19 protein-coding genes are annotated in these 21,867 nt (G+C 56.8%); 18 read left to right on the forward strand and 1 reads right to left on the reverse strand.

What is annotated here, in order from left to right:
* Positions 1–139 precede the first annotated feature (139 nt).
* The 7 genes from rpsG (at position 140) to GKG34_RS00975 (ending at position 8,593) form a co-directional block, all read left to right on the forward strand.
* Positions 140–610 carry a 30S ribosomal protein S7 gene (gene rpsG / locus GKG34_RS00945; RefSeq protein WP_005930552.1) on the forward strand — a complete coding sequence of 157 codons (471 nt, stop codon included), beginning with the start codon at positions 140–142 and terminating at the stop codon, positions 608–610.
* Between the two features lie 24 nt (positions 611–634).
* Positions 635–2,761 (forward strand): elongation factor G, encoded by a 2,127-nt coding sequence (fusA, locus tag GKG34_RS00950; RefSeq protein ID WP_082210838.1) that lies wholly within the window; start codon positions 635–637, stop codon positions 2,759–2,761.
* A 175-nt stretch (positions 2,762–2,936) separates the two neighbouring features.
* Positions 2,937–4,142 carry an elongation factor Tu gene (tuf, locus tag GKG34_RS00955; protein ID WP_005940209.1) on the forward strand — a complete coding sequence of 402 codons (1,206 nt, stop codon included), beginning with the start codon at positions 2,937–2,939 and terminating at the stop codon, positions 4,140–4,142.
* 267 nt (positions 4,143–4,409) lie between these two features.
* Positions 4,410–5,042, forward strand: a complete 633-nt coding sequence (locus GKG34_RS00960; RefSeq protein WP_005940213.1) for a GyrI-like domain-containing protein — start codon at positions 4,410–4,412, stop codon at positions 5,040–5,042.
* A gap of 102 nt (positions 5,043–5,144) precedes the next feature.
* Positions 5,145–6,695 (forward strand): glutamine-hydrolyzing GMP synthase, encoded by a 1,551-nt coding sequence (gene guaA, locus GKG34_RS00965; RefSeq protein WP_044953447.1) that lies wholly within the window; start codon positions 5,145–5,147, stop codon positions 6,693–6,695.
* A gap of 410 nt (positions 6,696–7,105) precedes the next feature.
* The gene (locus GKG34_RS00970) at positions 7,106–7,663 is read left to right on the forward strand and encodes a TetR/AcrR family transcriptional regulator (RefSeq protein WP_154255391.1); all 558 of its coding nucleotides are present in this window, start codon (positions 7,106–7,108) and stop codon (positions 7,661–7,663) included.
* 264 nt (positions 7,664–7,927) lie between these two features.
* Positions 7,928–8,593, forward strand: coding sequence for a hypothetical protein (locus GKG34_RS00975; protein WP_154255392.1), 666 nt, complete (start codon positions 7,928–7,930; stop codon positions 8,591–8,593).
* A gap of 185 nt (positions 8,594–8,778) precedes the next feature.
* On the opposite strand, the gene GKG34_RS00980 is transcribed toward GKG34_RS00975, so the two are convergent.
* On the reverse strand, positions 8,779–10,734 hold the full coding sequence (locus tag GKG34_RS00980) for a glycerophosphodiester phosphodiesterase family protein (RefSeq protein WP_243139183.1): 1,956 nt from the start codon (positions 10,732–10,734) through the stop codon (positions 8,779–8,781).
* Between the two features lie 365 nt (positions 10,735–11,099).
* Between GKG34_RS00980 and GKG34_RS00985 the strand changes: the two genes are divergently transcribed.
* From GKG34_RS00985 to rsmB, 11 genes are all read left to right on the forward strand, one after another.
* Complete coding sequence (locus tag GKG34_RS00985) at positions 11,100–12,419, forward strand: carboxyl transferase domain-containing protein (protein WP_005940230.1); 1,320 nt, start codon at positions 11,100–11,102, stop codon at positions 12,417–12,419.
* Positions 12,420–12,468: 49 nt separating this feature from the next.
* On the forward strand, positions 12,469–12,849 hold the full coding sequence (locus tag GKG34_RS00990; RefSeq protein WP_005940233.1) for a biotin/lipoyl-containing protein: 381 nt from the start codon (positions 12,469–12,471) through the stop codon (positions 12,847–12,849).
* Positions 12,850–12,865: 16 nt separating this feature from the next.
* A complete protein-coding gene (locus GKG34_RS00995; protein WP_005940236.1) occupies positions 12,866–14,269 on the forward strand; it encodes an oxaloacetate decarboxylase subunit alpha in 1,404 nt (467 codons plus the stop codon).
* Positions 14,270–14,453: 184 nt separating this feature from the next.
* A complete protein-coding gene (locus GKG34_RS01000) occupies positions 14,454–14,795 on the forward strand; it encodes a transposase family protein (protein WP_118528073.1) in 342 nt (113 codons plus the stop codon).
* Positions 14,796–15,026: 231 nt separating this feature from the next.
* Positions 15,027–15,905 carry a YicC/YloC family endoribonuclease gene (locus GKG34_RS01005; protein ID WP_097774851.1) on the forward strand — a complete coding sequence of 293 codons (879 nt, stop codon included), beginning with the start codon at positions 15,027–15,029 and terminating at the stop codon, positions 15,903–15,905.
* 22 nt (positions 15,906–15,927) lie between these two features.
* Positions 15,928–16,209 carry a DUF370 domain-containing protein gene (locus GKG34_RS01010; protein WP_097777947.1) on the forward strand — a complete coding sequence of 94 codons (282 nt, stop codon included), beginning with the start codon at positions 15,928–15,930 and terminating at the stop codon, positions 16,207–16,209.
* A complete protein-coding gene (gmk, locus tag GKG34_RS01015) occupies positions 16,196–16,768 on the forward strand; it encodes a guanylate kinase (RefSeq protein ID WP_005940248.1) in 573 nt (190 codons plus the stop codon). Before GKG34_RS01010 ends, gmk begins: the two co-directional genes overlap by 14 nt.
* A 21-nt stretch (positions 16,769–16,789) precedes the next feature.
* The gene (gene priA, locus GKG34_RS01020; RefSeq protein WP_154255393.1) at positions 16,790–19,048 is read left to right on the forward strand and encodes a primosomal protein N'; all 2,259 of its coding nucleotides are present in this window, start codon (positions 16,790–16,792) and stop codon (positions 19,046–19,048) included.
* Between the two features lie 16 nt (positions 19,049–19,064).
* Entirely contained in the window at positions 19,065–19,601 is a 537-nt protein-coding gene (gene def / locus GKG34_RS01025) for a peptide deformylase (protein WP_154255394.1), read from the forward strand.
* On the forward strand, positions 19,601–20,521 hold the full coding sequence (fmt, locus tag GKG34_RS01030; RefSeq protein ID WP_154255395.1) for a methionyl-tRNA formyltransferase: 921 nt from the start codon (positions 19,601–19,603) through the stop codon (positions 20,519–20,521). Before def ends, fmt begins: the two co-directional genes overlap by 1 nt.
* Positions 20,521–21,855, forward strand: a complete 1,335-nt coding sequence (gene rsmB / locus GKG34_RS01035) for a 16S rRNA (cytosine(967)-C(5))-methyltransferase RsmB (RefSeq protein ID WP_154255396.1) — start codon at positions 20,521–20,523, stop codon at positions 21,853–21,855. The genes fmt and rsmB overlap by 1 nt, the downstream gene beginning before the upstream one ends.
* Positions 21,856–21,867 lie beyond the last annotated feature (12 nt).

The following is a 21,867-nucleotide window of genomic DNA, read 5'->3' on the forward strand; positions in this document are numbered from 1 at the left end:
GCTTTCCATTATATAAATAACAAGTCCGCTTGCAAAGCGGAGGGCAACAGTTTATGTAAAGGTCAGCTCTTTGTGACACAACGGGAGTTTTATTACTTTCGAGTACCGATGATATCATTCTGTGAAGGAGGGAAGAAAGATGCCTAGAAGAGGTAACATTGCTAAGCGCGATGTCTTAGCTGATCCTATTTACAATTCCAAGATGGTCACTCGTCTGGTCAACAGCGTTATGCTGGATGGCAAGAAGGGCGTCGCTCAGAAGATCGTTTACGAAGCTTTCTCCATGATTCAGGAGAAGACCGGCAACGATCCTCTGGAGACTTTCGAGAAGGCGATGGAGAACATCATGCCCAGCCTCGAGTGCAAGACCCGCCGCGTTGGCGGTGCTAACTACCAGGTTCCTCTGGAAGTCAGCCCGGCTCGCCGCGAGACCCTGGGTCTGCGCTGGCTGACTGCCTACAGCCGCAGCCGTGGTGAGAAGACCATGGCTCAGCGTCTGGCTGCTGAAATCATGGATGCTGCCAACAACACTGGTAACGCCGTGAAGAAGCGTGAGGATACTCACAAGATGGCAGAGGCCAACAAGGCTTTCGCTCATTTCCGTTATTGATCTGTTCTGTAGGAGGTTAATTTCATGGCTACACCCAGAGAAGTTTCTCTTCAGATGACGAGAAATATCGGCATTATGGCCCACATTGATGCTGGTAAAACTACTACTACCGAGCGTATTCTGTACTACACCGGTATCAACCACAAGATCGGCGAAGTTCATGATGGCGGCGCTACCATGGACTGGATGGTTCAGGAGCAGGAGCGTGGTATCACCATCACTTCCGCTGCTACCACCTGCTACTGGAGCCACTCTGAAACCCAGAAGGATCCGGTTGCATTCAAGAAGAACCGTCACCGCATCAACATCATCGACACCCCGGGCCACGTGGACTTCACTGTTGAGGTCCAGCGTTCCCTGCGCGTGCTGGACGGTTCTGTGACCGTTCTGGCTGCAAAGGGCGGTGTTGAGCCGCAGTCTGAGACCGTCTGGCGTCAGGCTGACGAGTACAAGGTTCCCCGTATGGTGTACGTTAACAAGATGGACACCATGGGTGCCGACTTCTTCCGCTGCATCAAGATGCTGCACGATCGTCTGCACGCAAACGGCGTGGCGATCCAGCTGCCTATCGGTCAGGAGGATACCTTCCGCGGTATCGTTGACCTGGTCGATATGAACGCTGAGGTCTACTACGACGATATGGGCAACGACATGCGCACTGAGCCCATCCCCGAGGATATGCGTGAGCAGGCTGAGGAGTATCACAACATCCTGATCGAGGCTGTTGCTGAGAACGACGAAGAGCTCATGGAAAAGTACCTCGAGGGCGAGGAGATCACCCGTGCCGAGCTGAAGGCTGCGATCCGCAAGGAGACCATCGCCAACACTCTGGTGCCTGTGACCTGCGGCTCTTCCTATAAGAACCGCGGCGTGCAGAAGCTGCTGGACGCTATCGTTGACTATATGCCCGCTCCTACCGATGTCCCTGACATCAAGGGCGTGAATCCCGAGACTGAGGAAGAGGAGACCCGTCCGTCTTCCGACGACGCTCCCTTCGCAGCTCTGGCCTTCAAGATCGCTACCGACCCGTTCGTTGGTAAGCTGGCATACTTCCGTGTTTACTCCGGTAAGGTTGAGGCAGGTACCACTGTCTACAACTCCGTGAAGGACAGCAAGGAGCGTATGGGCCGCATCTTGCAGATGCATTCTAACCACCGCAAGGATATCGACTGCTGCTACGCAGGTGATATCGCTGCTGTTGTCGGTCTGAAGAACACCACTACCGGTGACACTCTGTGTGATGAGAATCATCCCATCATTCTGGAGTCCATGAAGTTCCCCGAGCCTGTTATCCGCGTTGCCATCGAGCCCAAGACTAAGGCCGGCAACGAGAAGATGGGCATCGCGCTGGCAAAGCTGGCCGAAGAGGATCCGACCTTCAAGACCTACACCGACGAAGAGACCGGTCAGACCATCATCGCCGGTATGGGCGAGCTGCACCTGGAGATCATCGTTGACCGTCTGCTGCGTGAGTTCAAGGTTGAAGCAAACGTGGGTGCACCTCAGGTTGCTTACCGTGAGACCATCCGCAAAGAGGCCAACCAGGAGACCAAGTACGCACGTCAGTCCGGTGGTAAGGGCCAGTACGGTCATGTTAAGATCAAGATCGAGCCCAACGAGCCCGGCAAGGGTTACGAGTTCGTCAACGCCATCGTTGGCGGTGCCATCCCGAAGGAATACATCCCGGCTATCGACAACGGTATCCAGGGTGCTATGAAGTCCGGTGTTCTGGCTGGCTATCCTGTCGTTGATGTCAAGGTTACCCTGTGGGATGGTTCTTATCATGAGGTCGACTCCTCTGAAATGGCCTTCTCCATTGCTGGTTCTATGGCGTTCAAGGATGCTATGCGCAAGGCTGATCCTATCATCACTGAGCCTATCATGAAGGTTGCAGTTATCGTTCCCGATGAGTATCTGGGCGATGTTATCGGCGACTTGAATGCACGCCGTGGTCAGATCCAGGGCATGGAAGCTATGGCTGGTACTCAGCGCGTCAATGCATTTGTGCCTCTGGCTCAGATGTTCGGCTACGCTACCGACCTGCGTTCCAAGACTCAGGGCCGTGGCCAGTATGTCATGGAGCCGTCTCACTACGAGCCGGTGCCCAAGAACATTGCTGACCAGATCATCGCTGGCCGCACCAAGGGCTGATTCCTGAAAAATGGATAAAGATTTTGCCGGGGTAGTGTAACCTCGGCAAAATTTCCTGTAAAAGCACTTGATTTTACAGGGCAAATTTAGTAGAATAGCCTTGCAATGCAATGTCTGCATCTTGCAGGGTTGTTGTAACCAAATATCAAAACCTAAATTAAGGGAGGATATTCCAATGGCTGAAAAGGCAAAGTTCGACCGTTCTAAGCCGCATGTGAACATCGGCACCATCGGTCACGTTGACCACGGCAAGACCACTCTGACCGCCGCTATCACCAAGTACCTGGCTCTGAAGGGCGACGCAGACTTCATGGATTATGCCAACATCGATAAGGCTCCTGAGGAGCGTGCTCGTGGTATCACGATCAACTCCGCTCACGTTGAGTATCAGACCGACGCTCGTCACTATGCTCACGTTGACTGCCCGGGCCATGCTGACTACGTCAAGAACATGATCACTGGTGCTGCTCAGATGGACGGCGCTATCCTGGTCGTTGCTGCTACCGATGGTCCCATGCCCCAGACCCGTGAGCACATCCTGCTGGCTCGTCAGGTCGGCGTGCCCTATATCGTCGTGTTCATGAACAAGTGCGATATGGTCGACGACGAAGAGCTGCTGGATCTGGTTGAGATGGAGATCCGTGAGCTGCTGACCGAGTACGACTTCCCCGGCGACGACACCCCGATCATTCGTGGTTCCGCTCTGAAGGCTCTGGAGTCTACCTCCACTGATCCCAATGCTCCCGAGTATGCTTGCATCAAGGAGCTGATGGACGCTGTTGACACCTATATCCCCAACCCCGATCGTGAGGAAGACAAGCCCTTCCTGATGCCCATCGAGGATGTCATGACCATTTCTGGCCGTGGTACCGTTGCAACCGGTCGTGTTGAGCGTGGTATTGCTAAGGTTGGCGATGCTATGGAGATCGTCGGCATCAAGCCCGATCGTCTGAGCACCACCATCACCGGTCTGGAGATGTTCCGTAAGTCTCTGGACTTCGCTGAGGCTGGCGATAACATCGGCGCTCTGCTGCGTGGTGTTGATCGTACCCAGATCGAGCGTGGTCAGGTTCTGGCTAAGCCCGGTTCCGTGCACCCCCACAAGACCTTCGAGTCTCAGGTGTACGTTCTGACCAAGGACGAAGGCGGCCGTCACACCCCGTTCTTCTCCAACTATCGTCCTCAGTTCTACTTCCGCACCACCGACGTGACCGGTATCATCACTCTGCCCGAAGGCACTGAGATGTGCATGCCCGGCGATAACGTCATGATGCACGTTGAGCTGCTGACCCCTGTTGCTATGGAAGAGGGCCTGCGTTTCGCTATCCGTGAGGGTGGCCGTACCGTTGGTTCTGGCGTTGTTGGCAAGATCATTGAGTGATTTTGACCCTTCGCGCCTTTCCTAAGGCTAAAGGTTAAACTTACGAGAGACCTTCCCATTCCGGAGAGTGGGAAGGCCTCTTTTTGTTTTAGATCCTCTGTCTGTAAGGGCAGGGGATTTTTTTGCGGCATGTCACAACTCTTTGTTTACAAAACAAGGTTGTTCTGGTATACTGAAAAAGGAAATGCTGGAAAAGTCCTATCGGCTGGTGCTGAGGGGATTCAGCAAAAAAGAAGCAGCGTGAACTTCTGGATGGGGTGAAGAGTAATGCCGTTTGATTATAAGAAAGAGTACAGGGAATTTTATCTCCCGCCGAAAAAACCGCATCTGATTACGATACCGCGTATGAATTTTGTGGCAGTGCACGGCAAGGGCGACCCGAATGCTCCGGGTGGAGCCTATCAGGAGGCTATGGGAGTGCTGTACGGCATTGCTTTCACCATCAAAATGAGCTATAAGGGTAGCCACAAGATGGACGGCTATTTTGAATATGTGGTTCCACCGTTGGAGGGCTTGTGGCATCAGAAGGGCGTGGATGGCGTTGACTATGCACATAAAGAAACATTTGAGTGGACATCCATGATCCGACTGCCAGAATTCGTGACGCCGGAAGCGTTTGATTGGGCCGTACAGGAAGCAACGGCAAAAAAGAAAAAGGATTTTTCCAAGGCGGAATTCCTGACCTATGACGAGGGACTTTGCGTTCAGTGCCTGCATATCGGCCCTTATGATGAAGAACCGAAAACGCTGGCGCAGATGGATGCCTTTGCCGTAGGGCAGGGGTGTATGCCGGATTTTTCAGAGACACGCTTCCACCACGAGATTTATCTGAGTGATCCTCGCCGCGCTGCACCGGGAACACTGAAAACAGTTCTGCGGCATCCCATACGTGAAAAATAAAAACAGGAAAATTCACAAATGATGTCGCTTTTATTTGGCAGATGTGCTATACTGATTTTATCTGTAGAAACACATTGAATGGATAAGGGAGGAGAGAACTTCATGCAGCATGAAACTGTCATCGTGCTGGACTTTGGCGGCCAGTACAATCAGCTGATCGCGCGCCGCGTCCGCGAGAACAATGTCTACTGTGAAATCTATTCCTATAAAACCGATCTGTCGGTTATCAAGGCAAAGAACCCCAAGGGTATCATCTTTACCGGTGGCCCCAACAGCGTTTATCTGGAAGATTCCCCCACGATCGACCCTGAGATCTTCAACTGGGGTGTGCCTGTGCTGGGCATCTGCTACGGCAGCCAGCTGATGATGCATCTGCTGGGCGGCCATGTCTGCCGCGCACCGGAGCGCGAGTACGGCAAGACTGAGGTGTTCGTGGACACGAACAGCAAGATGTTCACCGATGTGCAGCCCTCCACCATTTGCTGGATGAGCCACAACGACTATATTGAGCAGGCAGCGCCCGGCTTTAAGATCACTGCTCACACGGTCAACTGCCCGGTAGCTGCGGCAGAGAACGCCGAGAAGGGCCTGTACGCGGTCCAGTTCCATCCGGAAGTGCTGCACACTGCGGAAGGCAAGAAGATGCTGCGCAACTTCGTGTACAACGTCTGCGGTTGCACCGGCGACTGGAAGATGGACTCCTTTGTGGAAAACAACGTCAAGGCCCTGCGTGAGCGCATCGGCGATGGCAAGGTGCTGTGCGCCTTGTCCGGCGGCGTGGATTCCTCCGTTCTGGCAGCTATGCTGGCTAAGGCCATCGGCAAGCAGCTGACCTGCGTGTTCGTGGATCACGGTCTGCTGCGTAAGAACGAGAAGGAAGAGGTCTGCTCTGTATTCGGCCCGGGCAATGCCAACGGCTTTGATATCAACTTTATCTGTGTGGATGCCCGCGAACGCTACTTTGCAAAGCTGGCTGGTGTCACCGAGCCGGAGCGCAAGCGCAAGATCATCGGCGAAGAATTCATCCGTGTGTTTGAAGAGCAGGCCAAGAAGATCGGCAAGGTGGATTTCCTGGCACAGGGTACCATTTATCCGGATGTCGTTGAGAGCGGTCTGGGCGGTGAGTCCACTGTTATCAAGAGCCACCACAACGTCGGCGGTCTGCCCGACACCGTGGACTTCAAGGAGTTGGTGGAGCCGCTGCGCAACCTGTTCAAAGACGAGGTGCGTCAGGCTGGCCGTGAGCTGGGCCTGCCCGAATATCTGGTCAGCCGTCAGCCGTTCCCCGGCCCGGGCCTTGGCATCCGCATCATCGGCGAAGTGACCCCGGAGAAGGTGGCAATCGTGCAGGATGCCGACGCGATCTGGCGTGAGGAAATCGCAAAGGCGGGTCTGGATAAGGAGATCAGCCAGTACTATGCAGCCTTGACCAACATGCACAGTGTGGGCGTCATGGGCGACGAGCGCACCTATGATTACGCTGTGGCGCTGCGTGCTGTGACCACCACCGACTTCATGACTGCAGAGAGCTATAATATGCCCTGGGATGTTCTGGGCACTGTCACCAGCCGCATCGTCAATGAGGTCAAGCATGTGAACCGCGTGTTCTATGATTGCACCGGTAAGCCGCCGGCAACCATCGAGCTCGAATAATGGAATTACGCGAACTTTCAACGTTGCTATGATCAAAATCGAAAGAAAAATCGCGCTGTGACAGTAGTTTGACATTAAGCTGCGAAAAAGCACACAGAATTATAATTCAACGAGCCTTCGCGGTTTAACATTTGAGAATAATTTGAAAGCCCCGGAAAGTTACGAGTTTACGTTTCTTTCCGGGGCTTTTTGACATTATTGACATTAAGAAAATGCCCTGACATTATCGAAAATAGATGATACTGAATCGACAGTAAGATGGCATCATACATATACTCCTTTTATGATTTTTGTAAGTTTGCATTCAATGTCTTAATCCGCAAAATATAAACCTCTTATGAAATCTTCTTGACAAAGCGGGAACGGGCAGTATAATAAAAATGAACATTGTTCATATTGAGGGTGACCACATGAATACAATCGTAACCTCCAAGGAAGATATCTTAAAAAACAGCCGTGAGCTTATCCGGGAAAAGGGCTGGGCGGCGGTCAGTATCCGTTCTGTCGCCTCGGCATGCGGGGTCTCGGTCGGCTCGATCTACAACTATTATGACTCCAAGGCTGAGCTTATCAGCGCCACGGTCGAGAGCGTCTGGTGCGAAATTTTCCACCGCCCGCAGGACGAGGCTGTATTTCAGGATGTGCAGACCTGTGTCAAATGGATGTACGAGCGCATGGCCTACGGCTGTGAGCAGTATCCTGGATTCTTCACACTGCACTCTCTCGGCTTTATGCAGGAGGACAAGGCCGATGGCAAACGGCACATGCAGCAAATCTGGCACCATATCTTAAACGGTCTGTGCACGGTGCTGCAGCAGGATACCAAAATCCGTCCGGGCGCTTTTAATGCGCAATTCACCGTTGAAAAATTTGCCGATGTTCTGTTTTCGCTGATGCTGTCTGCCTTGCTGCGGCAGGACTACGACCCCGCCGCTGTGCTGGAAATCGTGCGCAGAACCTTATATTGACCGCATTTTCTTCCCACACTGCTGTGGGAATTTTATAATGCCTAAAATGAACAATGTTCACTTAAAAGGGACACTCCTAGGAAAGTCCATCGCAATATCCTATTGCTGCTCGCCTGCCTTGTGTGGAGCGCTGCCAGCTTCAACATCCTGCGCTTTGGATGCAACTTTGCCAAGCAAGCCATTGATGACCGTAAAAACGAAGCCGACCCTGCAAAAAATGCAGTGTTACAATAAATTTGATCTATCAACAAGGAGCAATCAACTATGCAAGCAATCGTAGAAACTGTTTTTGATGCTGTGTATCTGGTATCCGTCATCACCATCGGTATCCTGATGATTCGTGGCTGCAAGGGCAGCCACCAGTTCAAGCTGTTCGGCCTGATGGCTGTCGTTCTGGGTGCCGGCGACTCGTTCCATCTGATTCCCCGTGCTCTGGTTCTATGCACCACGGGCTTTGAAAACTTTACCGTTCCTCTGGGTCTGGGTAAGTGGATCACCTCTGTGACAATGACTGTCTTTTATGTGCTGCTGTACTATGTATGGCGTGAGCGCTACCGGGTCAAGGGCAACAATGGCCTGACTGCCGCCGTCTACGGTCTGGCTGCCGTGCGTGTTATCCTGTGCATGATGCCGCAGAACCAGTGGCTGAGCGCCGAATCCCCGCTGTCCTGGGGCATTTACCGTAACATTCCTTTTGCACTGATGGGCCTGCTGATCATCGTGCTGTTCTACCGCAGCGCCAAGGAGCATAACGACGCGGCTTTCCGCTGGATGTGGCTGACCATCGTGCTGAGCTTCGGTTTCTACATTCCCGTTGTTCTTTGGGCCAATACCGTCCCCATGATCGGTATGCTGATGATCCCCAAGACCTGCGCCTATGTGTGGACCGTTCTCATCGGCTATTCTGCTATGAAGAAGGAATGTAAATGATTTGTTCACAGCACCGATTTATGAAATAAATTGCTTCGTAAAGATCCAAGCTTACCGAACCGGAATGATCTTACTTGATAAAACTGGATCAGGTAAACTTGTAAGCCCCCTGCCGGTGATGAACTGGCAGGGGGCTTTTTATGTGTGTACGGCTAGTTTAACAGAATACTTGATGTTTGCCGCGATTACGATGCATCCAGCAATTCGTCCGGGTCCTCGATGGCTTCTTCGATGGTCTCTTCCTCAGGAGTGGGTTCATCGACATCGGACGGAGCGAACAGGTCACGGATGAAGTCGCGCAGGAGGACGAGGCTGTTGTCAAGGTCGGCATCCTCGCTCAGCAGCTGCTGGATCATATCCGGCTTATCGGTGATCAGGTCGTCCACGCCGATGCTCAGCAGTTCGCTGGCATCCTCTTCGCGGTTGACGGTCCATGCGGAGATCGTCTTGCTGCGCTTATGGATCTGCTGCACCATACCGGAGGTGATAAAGGTGGACTGTACGCTGAAGAAATCTGCGGCAGGCAGATCGTAATAACTGCCCACGCCCAGTGCAAGGATATAGCCGGTCCGGATCTCCGGTGCCAGCTCCTTGACCTTGCAGAGGGTTTCATAACTCTGCGAGGTGATGGTGCAGTCCTGTGCAAAGCCTTTTTCGCGGATGATGCGGATGGTTTCCGCTTCCAGCTCCGGGGTGGCGGCATTGGGCTTGATCTCAATGTTCAGCTGGATCTTACCTTTGCACAGGTCCAGCACTTCTTCCAGTGTGGGAACTTTGGCACCAGTGTACTTCTGGCCGAACCAGCGCCCGGCATCCAGCTTACGAACCTCGTTATAGGTCAGGTCGTAGATGTTCTCGTTGCGGCCGGTGCAGCGGCGCAGGCTGGTATCGTGGGTCACCATGACCACGCCGTCCCTGGTCATCTGCACATCCAGCTCGGCCCACTCGCAGCCCTGATCGATGGCCAGCTGGAAAGCGGGCAGGGTGTTTTCCGGTGCGGCAGCGGAGTAGCCGCGGTGCGCGGTGACTACCGGCGCAACGCCGCCCAGCATGGAGAGCAGCTCGTCGTCTCTGGGCAGGGCAAGGTAACAGAATGCCAGCGCAAAGGTGAGCAGAGTAGCACCCGCAACCGATGCACCCAGAAGCAGCCTGCCGGTGGAACGGTGATGCTTTCCGCTCTGGACCGGCTCCGGCTCAGAGGGGAGAGACTCCCGCAGGCGGCAGTGCAGCATGGCGAGGATCGTGCACTGCGCCATGGTGATGGCGCAGTCGATCAGGAACTGGAAGAAAGGCATCTCAATGGCCAGCGCCGCGCGGGACAGTGCAAACATGGCCTGTGTGCTCTGCAGCCCGACCGCGATGATGATGCCGTACAGCGGCACGGCAACCGCTGCCGTCAGCAGCAGGGAACGCAGGACGACCGAGAGGTTCCAGCGCAGCAGCAAAAGAAAAGCACGGAAAACGCGCCTGCGGATGCAGCAAAAGCTTTCCTTTACCGACTGCCACAGGCTTTTGCGCTCCAGCACGAACAGCGGCAGCACCAGCACCCAGCTGACACAGAGGAACAGCAGGGCAGCACCGGCAGCCAGATAGAGCAGGTAATACCGGCTGTTTGCCCGGATGACACCTATGATGTATTCCGGCACGGCAAGCTGCGTGATATAGTTATAGGCGAGGAAAAAATTGGTGAACGGGATCAGCACGGCACTGTAGACCAGAACGAGCCAGTTCTGCGGCAGGAATGCGTGGCGGATATCTGCAAGAGAGGTGCGCAGCAGGGCAGGCAGGCGGATCGTTTCGCCCTTGCGGGCAAGATCCAGCCCATGCAGCAGGACGGAAAACTCATACAGCGCCCAGAACGCGGTCAGGATGGCAATGAGCGTGATGCACAGGATGATCGCAGGGGAGGAAAAGATATCGGAAGCATTGTTGTTGCTCAGGTAGTGCATGGGTGCGAACCGCAGCGTGAGCGACCAGAGCTGCTGCATCAGGGGGACGAACAGCAGGTTCGTTGCAGCCTTATACAGGACGATGACCGCGAGCAGGGGGATCTCGGCGCGGCGGATGATAGCCCGGGCGGAGTGTTTCATGGAGTTGTAGGTTTCGTTGGAGGCGCGGAGTGAAGTGAGCAGATTTTTCAATTTGACATGGCCTTCCTTTTATATTCTGCAAAATGACCCGCCCCGAAGCTTCCCGGCGGGCTGTTCTGCGAAAAAAATTTACATATTAAATATAGTGTAACATAACTTCTTATAAAATAAAATGCAGCAGGGGCAGACAGAATCCACAAAATTGAAAGAGAATTTTTGGCAGCTGAGTGTGCGGCGCAAAATGCCCGCAAAAAGGCGAGAAAGCGGAGAAACGATGAATCGTTAAAAAATTGTAGAACTTTGCCGACAGATGTTGATTCGCATGGACTTTTATAGAATCTCTTGCATTTTTATGGAAAATTCAGTATAATAAAACTAATTTTGAAAGCTCACACAGACAACCAGGAGGTCTTACCATGGCTTCAAAGATCAATAAGGGAGAAATCCTCGCCAAGTTTTTTGATGACGGGGAATACACTGCACTGTTTGCTGACGGTGCAGTGAGCGCTGCCTGCGGCTATGCGGCAGGTCAGCAGGCTTACGCTGTTTACCAGAACGGCGAAGCTGTTACCGTAAAGGATGTTGAAAAGAACATCAAGGTTCTGGAGATGGCAGCTCAGACTGGCTGCCCGGTCGTCACCTTCTATAACTCCGTCGGCGCAAAGCTGGCTGAGGGTCTGGACGTGCTGACCGCCAGCGCAAAGCTGAATGCGCAGATCGCAAAGGTTTCCGGCGTGATCCCGCAGGTGGCTGTTGTTCTGGGTGTCTGCGGCGGCACCAGCGCACTGAGCGCTGCCAATGCAGATGTCTGCATCATGGCTGAGGGCGCAGAGCTGTTCTTCACCGCTCCGTTCACCTCTGCTGCCAAGGGCGACAAGGTGGCCGATGCCGGCACCGCAGCCGCCGCTGCAAAGGCTGGCGTGGCCGCCATTGTGGCACCCACTGCTGAGGAAGCTGCCGAGAAGGCTGCTCACATCGTGGGCCTGCTGCCGGCCAACAACCTGACCGGCCCTGCGATCTTTGAGTTCGAGCAGCCCACTGCTGCTCTGGCTGCCGGTGCAGAGCCTGCAAAGGCTGCTGCTGCCGTGGTCGATAAGGACAGCGCTGTGGAGCTGTATGCAGGCTTTGGCAAGTCTGTTTACACTGCATTTGCCACCGTGGGCGGCAACGCCGTGGGCGTTGTGGCCACCGGCAAGACCCTGTGCCACAACTGCGTGGCCAAGGCTTCCCGCTTTGTGCGCCTGTGCGATGCCTTCAGCGTGCCGGTGATCACCATTGTGGATACCGAGGGCTTTGTGCCCAGCGCGACCGATGACATTGCAGGCGGCATCCGTGAGGCTGCCCGTCTGGCTGCTACCTATGCCGACGCTACCACCGCAAAGGTGGCTGTGCTGGCTGGTAAGGCCGTCGGCCCTGTTTACACCGCTCTGGCTGCTGCCGATCTGCGCATTGCCGTGGCTGGCTGCACCGTCAGCGCACTGGAACCCAGCGCAGCGGTCAGCGTCCTGTACAAGGAAGAGATCGATGCTTCCGACAACATCATTGCAGCCACCAACGCAAAGGCTGCTGCTTACACCGCCGAGGTGTGCAGCGCAGCAAATGCAGTTGCCTGCGGCGCTGCTGACCTGACCTGCGATGCAGCCAATGTGCGTGCAAGCGTTGTTGCCGCACTGGAACTGCTGAGCACCAAGCGTGCTGCCCGCCTGCCCAAGAAGCACGGCAACATGGCTCTGTAATCGTCTGTATAAATCTTTTTGATACGATTTTGATTTGGAGGATCCTTCCATGAAGTACTACAATATTACCGTCAATGGCGTTGCTTACAGCGTCTCCGTGGAGGAGACTGCCGCTGGTGCTGCTCCGGTTGCTGCTGCAGCTCCTGCCGCACCCGCTGCTCCTAAGGCTGCTCCGGCTCCCGCTGCTGCTCCCAAGGCTGCTGCAGGCGCTGCTGGTGCCGTTGCCGTCAAGGCTCCCATGCCCGGCAACATTCTGGATGTCAAGGTCAAGGCCGGTGCATCCGTGAAGGCTGGCGACGTGCTGGTGATCCTGGAGGCCATGAAGATGGAGAACGAGATCGTTGCTCCGCAGGATGGCACTGTGGCTTCCATCAACGTCAACAAGGGCGACACCGTCAACTCCGGTGACGTTCTGGTTTCCATGAACTAAGGGAGAGGTGACAATCATGGCCAAAAAGCCGATCAAGGTTACTGAGGTCGTCCTGCGCGATGCCCACCAGTCTCTGCTGGCCACCCGCATGACCATGGATGAGATGCGTCCCATCCTGCCGGAAATGGATAAGATTAACTACTTCTCCGTGGAGTGCTGGGGCGGCGCTACGTTCGACAGCTGCATCCGCTTTCTGGACGAAGACCCGTGGGAGCGCCTGCGCATCCTGCGCAAGGAACTGCCCCACCAGAAGCTGCAGATGCTGTTCCGCGGCCAGAACATGCTGGGCTACCGCCCCTACGCAGACGATGCCGTTGAGTACTTTGTGCAGAAGTCTGTTGCAAACGGCATCGACGTGATCCGTATTTTCGATGCACTGAACGATCCGCGCAACCTGCAGACCGCCATCAAGGCAGCCAACAAGGAAGGCGCTCATGTGCAGGGCTGCATCAGCTACACCCTCAGCCCCGTGCACAACAACGAGTACTTTGCAGCCTACGCCAAGACCCTGGAGGAGATGGGCGCAAACTCCATCTGCATCAAGGATATGGCCGGTCTGCTGACCCCCTATACCTGCTACGATCTGGTGAAGAAGCTGAAGGAGACCGTCAGCATCCCTGTTGACATCCACAGCCACTACACCGCAGGTCTGGCTTCCATGTCCATCCTGAAGGGCATCGAGGCAGGTGCCGACATCATCGATACCGCCATGAGCCCCCTGAGCCTGGGCACCAGCCACATGCCCACCGAGAGTCTGGTCGCTGCCCTGCAGGGCACCGATTACGACACCGGTCTGGATCTGAAGCAGCTGAACGTTGTGCGCGCATACTTTGCAAAGCTGCGCGAGAAGTACATTGCCAACGGTCAGATCAGCCCGAAGAGCCTCGGCGTGGATGCAAACACCCTGCTGTATCAGGTGCCGGGCGGCATGTTCTCCAACATGCTCAAACAGCTGAAGGATGCCGGCAAGGAAGATAAGCTGGACGAAGTGCTGGCAGAGATCCCCCGCGTCCGCGAGGATGCAGGCTATCCGCCGCTGGTCACCCCCACCAGCCAGATCGTTGGTACGCAGGCTGTGTTCAACGTCATCCTTGGTGAGCGCTACAAGATGGTCACCAAGGAGTTCAAGGGTCTGGTCCACGGTGATTACGGCAAGACTCCCGCTCCCATCAAGCCCGAGTTCACCAAGAAGATCCTGGGCGACGAGCAGCCCATTACCTGCCGCTTTGCTGATACTCTGGCTCCTGAGATGGACAAGCTGAAGGCAGAAGCTGCCAAGTGGGCAACGCAGGAAGAGGATGTGCTGACCTACGCAATGTTCCCGCAGGTGGCACCCAAGTTCTTTGAAAAGCGCAATGCCAAGAAGCAGGGCGTGGACGGCGACCATGTGGACTACACCAATCAGTCTCATCCCGTCTGATCTTTCATAACGGATTCAGGAGCTTCCCGCTTTTGCGGCGGGAGGCTCCTTTTGTGTTTTGCATCGGATCTGGCCCCAAAAATGGGCGGCGGCTCATTGACATGAAAATCCATCCATTTTATAATGAATCAAAATGGATGCAGCCGACACCCGGGCATCCCCGGAAAAAGAAGAGGTGATCTGCATGAGAAGCATCACGGTACAGCGCCTTGCGGAATTTACAGAGCAGGATTATGAATTTACCTTCGGCATCACCCGGAAGGAATTTGCCCAGATGCTGGAAGCACTGAATGCGGCTTATTGCAAGGAGCACCGGCGCAGGCCGCATTTTACCAAGATCACAATGCAGGATAAGCTGGTGCTGACTTTGCTCTACCGCCGCGAGTACCGCAGCATGGAGAACATTGCGGCAGAATACGGTGTCTCCCGCGATACCATTGCGGACAATATCCACTGGGTGGAGCGCGCACTGCTGAACGCAAATCTGCTGCAGAACAGCGTGACCTGCGTATATAAAACCAACTGAAACAGGCTCTGATACAGGATCGGAAGATTTTGTATCAGAGCTTTTTTGCTTTGCACCGTGTATTGCGGCCGGTTTTGGCGGCGGCACGCAACAGTGCACCTTGAATTTTGGGCCGAAGAATAGTAAAATGAGACTATATGTATCGTAACATGGGTTTGTGTACCCAAAGGCGGATACGTATACCGAAACTTGTAAGCTGAAACACTGAAAATGTAAGAACAGGAGAGCGTTATGATCTTAAGCATGACCGGCTTTGGCCGGGGGACTGCTGTGCGCAATGGCCGTGAGATCACGGTGGAGCTGCGCAGCGTGAATTCCCGCTACTTTGAGTATTCTTCGCGCATCCCGCGCACCTGCAGCTATCTGGACAGCCGCCTGAAAAAGCAGCTCAACGAGCGCATTTCCCGCGGCAAGGTGGAGCTGAGCATGACCGTGCAGAATGTGGACGCTGCCGATACGGTGGTGGCCGTCAACATGGAGCTGGCACGCAGCTACCAGCAGGCCATGCGGGATATTTCGGAACAGCTGGGTGTCAAGAACGATATCTCTGCGGGCGTGCTGACCCGCTTCCCGGATGTGCTCACCACCCGCCACGCGGATGTGGACGAGGAACAGCTGTGGGAAGATGTTTCTGCCGTTACCGCACAGGCGCTGGACCGCTTTGTGGAGATGCGCGCCGCCGAGGGTGCCAAGATGAAGGCAGACGTGGAAAACCGTCTGAACTTCCTCGAGGAGTGCGTGGGCAGGGTGGAGACTTTGAGCGCAGGCCGCGTGGAAGCCTACACCAACCGCCTGTACGAGAAGCTCAAGGTCATTCTGGAGGACCGCGATATCGACGATGCCCGCGTGCTGACCGAGGCCGCTATTTTTGGCGATAAGACCGCTGTGGATGAAGAAACGGTGCGCCTGCGCAGCCACATTGCGCAGTACCGCGATATCCTCAAGCTGGACGAGCCGGTGGGCCGCAAGTTGGACTTTTTGACGCAGGAGCTGAACCGCGAGACCAATACCATCGGCTCCAAGTGTCAGGATCTGGATATCACCCGCATCGTGGTGGATATGAAGGCGGAGATCGAAAAGATCCGCGAACAGATCCAGAATCTGGAGTGATACAGAAAATTCGGAGGGGTTTATGAAGCTCATCAACATCGGGTTTGGCAATATGGTCAGTGCAGGCCGTGTGGTGGCAGTGGTCAGCCCGGATTCCGCCCCGGTCAAGCGCCTTGTAAAGGAAGCGCGGGAGCGCGGAATGCTGATCGATGCATCCTATGGCCGCAGCACCCGTGCAGTGCTTATCATGGACTCCGATCATGTGGTGCTCTCGGCGCTTCAGCCGGAAACGGTGGCCAACCGTGCGGCAGGGCAGGAGGGCAAAACACCAACAGAGGAGGAACAGACCCATGGCGAACGATAAATATTTGTTTGTGGTCTCCGGCGCGGCCGGTACCGGCAAGGACAGCGTGGTGAAGGCACTGCGCGAAGCACACCCGGAGATCGAAAAGACTGTTTCCGCCACCACCCGCGCACCGCGTCCCGGTGAGCAGGAGGGCGTGGATTATTATTACCGCACCCGGGAGCAGTTCCAGCAGCTGATCGAGAACGATCAGGTGGTGGAGCACAACTTCTACAACGGCAACTACTACGGTACCCTGCGCGAGGAAGTGGACAAGCGCCTTGCAGCCCGGAAGGTGGTCGTTCTGGTCATCGATGTGCACGGCGCAGCGAACATCCGCCGCATGTTCCCCGGCGCAACCACCGTGTTCCTGCTGCCGCCGTCGGTGGAGGAACTGGAGCGCCGTCTGCGGGGCCGCGGCACCGAGACCGAGGACAGCATTCAGGAACGTCTTGCCACCGCCCGGCAGGAGCTGGCCCAGCAGGATAAATTCACCCTGAAGCTGGTCAACGACCAGGTCGATACCTGCGCCGATGCACTGTATCAGGCCATCTGCCAGCGCATTGGTGCCGCAGAATAACATTTTGAAGGAGCTGGACGAATGCCCAAAACGGTAGGCGTTGCCGTCAGCAATGCGACCTTCCACTTTGATAAGCTTTATACCTATGCCGTCATGCCGGATCAGCAGAATGCGGTAAAACTTGGCAGCATGGTGCTGGTGCCCTTTGGCCGTGGCAGCCGCGCCCGCATGGGCGTGGTGCTGGCCTGCGATGCCGAACCGGAAAGTGCAAAGCTGAAATATCTTTTCGACGTGGCCCCGGCATCCGCCTGCCTGACCCCGGAACTGCTGCGGCTGGTGCATTTTCTGAAGGAACGCACCTTCTGCACCTATTATGAAGCGGTCAAGGCGGTCATTCCCTATGGTGCACAGTACAAGCCTGCCGTGGCGGCGGACGGTGTAACGCCGGTGCTGCAAAAGCAGCTCACCCGCCACACCGAGAACTCCTACCGCCTTGTGGGCGGGCTGCCGCCAAAGCCGAAGCCGACGGCCAAGCAATTGGCGGCAGTGGCGCTGCTGGGCGGTGGGCCGCGCACCCTGAACGAACTGGAAGACAAGGGCATCAGCCGTGCCGTGCTGGATAACCTGTGCGCCAAAGGCGTGCTGGAATGCAGCAAGGTGAATAAATTCATCGACCTGTATTCGTCCATTCCGCTGAAAAACGAGCCGATCACCCTCACGCAGGAGCAGCAGGCGGCTTACGATGCTCTGCTGCCAAAGCTGGAAGATGATGCACCCCACTCGGCGCTGCTCTACGGCGTGACCGGCAGCGGCAAAACGCTGGTGTTCTTAAAGCTCATTGCCCGCTGTCTGGAGCAGGGCAGGCGTGCGCTGGTGCTGGTGCCGGAGATCAGCCTGACCCCGCAGATGATCCTGCGGCTCAAGAGTCAGTTTGGCCGCCGGGTGGCGGTGCAGCACTCTGCCCTCAACCACACCGAACGCCTTTTGCAGTGGCAGATGATCCAGGACGGCGGCGCAGACATCGTGGTGGGTACCCGCAGTGCCATCTTTTCGCCGCTGGAAAACATCGGGCTCATCATCATCGATGAGGAGCAGGAGCACACCTACCGCTCGGAATCCGCGCCCCGCTATTCTGCCCACGAGGTGGCCCGGCAGCGCGCGGCGGAAAACGGTGCATTGCTTCTGCTGGCAAGCGCCACCCCCAGCACCGAGAGCTTTTACGCGGCCCAGCATGGCCGCACCCAGCTGGTGCGGCTGACCCAGCGCTACGGCGGCAACCCGCTGCCCACGGTGCAGATCGTGGACATGCGCGCAGAGCTGGCGGCAGGCAACCCGCGGGAGATCAGTCTGTCGCTGGAAGATGCCATCCGCCGCAATCTGGATGCAGGCAAGCAGACCATTTTGCTGCTGAACCGCCGGGGCTACCAGACTATGGCCCAGTGCGAGGACTGCCGCGAGGTGCTCAAGTGCACAAAGTGCAGCGTGCCGATGGTGTACCACAAAGCGGCGCACAAGGTATTGTGCCACTACTGCGGCAGCCAGATGGAACCGCCCACCGTCTGCCCCGCCTGCGGCGGCAAGCTGCAGTACCGGGGCTTTGGCACCCAGAAAGCCGAGGAAGAGCTGGCAAAGCTGTTCCCGGATGCGCGGGTGCTGCGCATGGATCAGGATTCCACTGCCGCAAAAGATGCCCACGAAAAGCTGCTGGCAAGGTTTGCGAACCACGAATATGACATCATGGTGGGCACCCAGATGGTGGCCAAGGGACTGGATTTTGAGGATGTGACCCTTGTGGGCGTGCTGGGCATTGACTCGCTGCTGTTTGCGCAGGGCTTCCGCGCGTATGAGAATGTGTTCAGCCTCATCACGCAGGTGGTGGGCCGCAGCGGACGGGCCAGAGACCCGGGCTTTGCCATCATCCAGACCACCGACCCCGATAACCCGGTGCTGAACCTTGCCGCCGCGCAGGACTACGATGCCTTTTTTGAGCAGGAAATCGCCTACCGCAAGCTGGGCCTGTACCCGCCCTTCTGCGGGCTGTGCGTCATTGGCTTTGCAGGCGCAAAGGAGATCGAGGTGGCACGGGTGGCGGCGCGCTTTGCGGCCCTGCTGGGCCAGCAGGCGGCAAAACAGCCGGACCTGCCGCTGCGGGTGCTTGGCCCCACGCCCGGCAGTATTGAAAAGATCAACGACACCTACCGCTACAAACTTACCATCAAGTGCCGCAACGACCGCCGCTTCCGCGACCTTGTGCGCAGCACACTGGAAAGATACGAACAGGAAAAACTTCCGTCCAAGGCCACCGTTGCGGTGGACCTGCACTCGGACGGTGACATCTGATTTGGAGGTACCATAAATGGCAATCCGTAACATTGTAAAAGAGGGCGATCCCATCCTGAACAAGGTCTGCCGCCCCGTCACCACCTTTGATGACCGTCTGGCTACCCTGCTGGACGACATGCACGAGACCATGATCGCCGCCGACGGCGTGGGTCTGGCCGGCCCGCAGGTGGGCATGCTGCGCCGTCTGTTCGTGGTGTGGGACACCACCGATGCCCCGGAGGAGATCCCGGAGGATTACGAGTACAAGTTTATCGACTTTGTGAACCCGGAAATTCTGGCTGTATCCGAGGAAGAGGAGACCGCCTACGAGGGCTGTCTGTCCTTCCCGGGCCACAACGGTGCTGTGACCCGCCCCGCCGCGGTCAAGGTGCGCGCACAGGACCGCCACGGTGAGTGGTTCGAGCTGGAAGCTGGGGATCTGCTGGGCCGCTGCATCCAGCACGAGAACGACCATCTGGACGGCATTACCATCATGCAGTCCAGCGAGTATTTCTATGAGGATACCGAAGAGGGCAAAAAAGCTGCCCGCGAAGCGAAAGGAAACAAGTAATGCGCATTTTGTTCATGGGCACGCCGGATATTGCCGCAGAGTGCCTCAAAGCCCTGTATGCCGCCGGGCATGACATCTGCGCGGTGTACACCCGGCGGGACAAGCCGGTTGGCCGCAAGCAGGTGCTTACCGCACCCCCGGTCAAGGAAGTGGCCCTTGCCCACGGCACGCCGGTGTTCCAGCCCCGCACCCTGCGGAACGGCAGCGAGGACGAGAACATCCGCGCACTGGCCCCGGAACTGATCGTGGTGGTGGCTTACGGCTGCATCCTGCCGAAGTCTGTGCTGGAGGCGCCGAAGTACGGCTGCATCAACCTGCATGTTTCGCTGCTGCCCAAGTACCGCGGCAGCGCCCCGGTGCAGTGGGCCGTGCTGAACGGCGATGCCGAGACCGGCGTTTCCATCATGCAGATGGACGAGGGGCTGGATACCGGCGATGTGCTCTGCTGCGAGAAGATCGCCATTGACCCGGAGGAGACCAGCGGCCAGCTGTTTGACCGCGTGACTGCCGTGGGTGCACGGGTGCTGTGCGAGGTGGTGCCCGCCATCGCCGCCGGAACGCTGAAACCCCAGCCGCAGGATCATGAGAACGCCTGCCTTGCACCTATGCTGAACAAGGAGATGGCAGAGTTCCGCCTGACCGAATCGGCTGCCCACATCCACAACTGGGTGCGCGGCATGAACCCGTGGCCCGGTGCATGGTTCGTCACCTCCGGCGGCAAAAAGCTCAAGGTGATGGAGTGCCGTGCCGTGGAAGCTCACGGCGAAGCGCCCGGCACCGTGCTGGCCACAAAGCCGCTCACGGTGGCTTGCGGTGAGGGGGCCGTCCAGCTGCTGAATGTGGTGCCGGAAGGCAAAAAGCCCATGGACGGCACCGCCTTTGCGGCCGGTCAGCGCCTGAAAACGGGGGATATCCTCTGATGGCGGCGAATCCCCGCGCGGCGGCAGTGGCGGCGCTGGTGCGGCAGGAGCAGGATGGTTTTTCCAACCTTGTTCTGGATGCCGAACTCAAGCGCCAGCAGCTGGAAGGCCGCGATAAAGCTTTTGCCAGCGCCATCTTTTACACGGTGCTGGAACACCGGGGCACGCTGGACTACATCCTGTGCCAGTTCCTGCCCAAGGGCCTTGCCAAGCTGGATGCACCGGTGCGCGAAATATTGCGCGCGGCGCTGGCACAGGCCCGCTATATGCAGGTGCCGGTGTCCGCTGCGGTGAACGAAGCCGTCAAGCTGACCCGTGCCTTCAAAAAATCCAGCGCATCCGGTCTGGTCAACGCCGTGCTGCGCAAGGCGTGCAGCTACGACCTGAGCACCGCAAGCTTCAAAAACGAAGTGGAGCGGCTCATGGTGCTTGGCTCTGCCGGGCGGGATGTGGCGGAATTTCTGCACAAAAACTACCCGGACGAAGCACTGGATATCCTTACCTACAAGGCCGACGGCGGCATGACCAGCCTGCGGGCGAACCCGCTGAAAGGCAGTGCCGATGAGCTTTGTGCAAAGCTGCTGGCTTCCGGCGCAAAGGAAGCAAAGCGGGGCATTGTGCCCGGCAGTGTGCTGGCCCGGTTCGAGGGCAGCCCGGCGGAAAATGAGTTGTTCCGGCAGGGGTACTTCCATGTGGAAGGGCAGGCCAGCCAGCTGGCGGCGCTCTGCGTGGACGCACAGCCCGGAGAAACAGTCATCGACCTGTGCGCCGCGCCCGGCGGCAAGACCATCCTGCTGGCCGAGCAGATGCACAGCACCGGCAGGCTTTACAGCTGTGATGCCGCCGAGAACCGCGTGGGCCTGATCCGCACGGCAGTGCAGCGCATGGGCCTTGCCAATGTGGAAGCCCTGTGCAACGATGCCACAAAGGTGAACCCGGCCCTGCCGCAGGCCGACCGTATTTTAGCGGATGTGCCCTGCAGCGGCCTTGGCATTCTGGCAAAAAAGCCGGATCTGCGCTACAAAAAGCTGGAATCGGCCCGCGAAGCTGAATTATTGGCCACGCAGTCGGCCATCCTCGATACGGCGGCACAGCTGCTGAAAGCGGGCGGCAGGCTGGTGTACTCCACCTGCACCATCGACCCGGCAGAAAACCAGCAGCAGATCGCGGCATTTCTGGCCCGCCACCCGGAGTTTACGGTGGTGGAGCCTGCCGCAGCGCTGCCCGCCGGGATGACGGCAGGGGAGCACGGCGCGCTTTCGGTGCCCACCCGCACCGGCATGGACGGTTTTTTCCTGTGTGCCATGCAGAAAAACGGGGAAAAGCTGCAATGAAACAGGTGGCTT

The sequence above is a fragment of the Faecalibacterium sp. BIOML-A4 genome (assembly GCF_009679665.1).
Taxonomy (GTDB): domain Bacteria; phylum Bacillota; class Clostridia; order Oscillospirales; family Ruminococcaceae; genus Faecalibacterium; species Faecalibacterium taiwanense.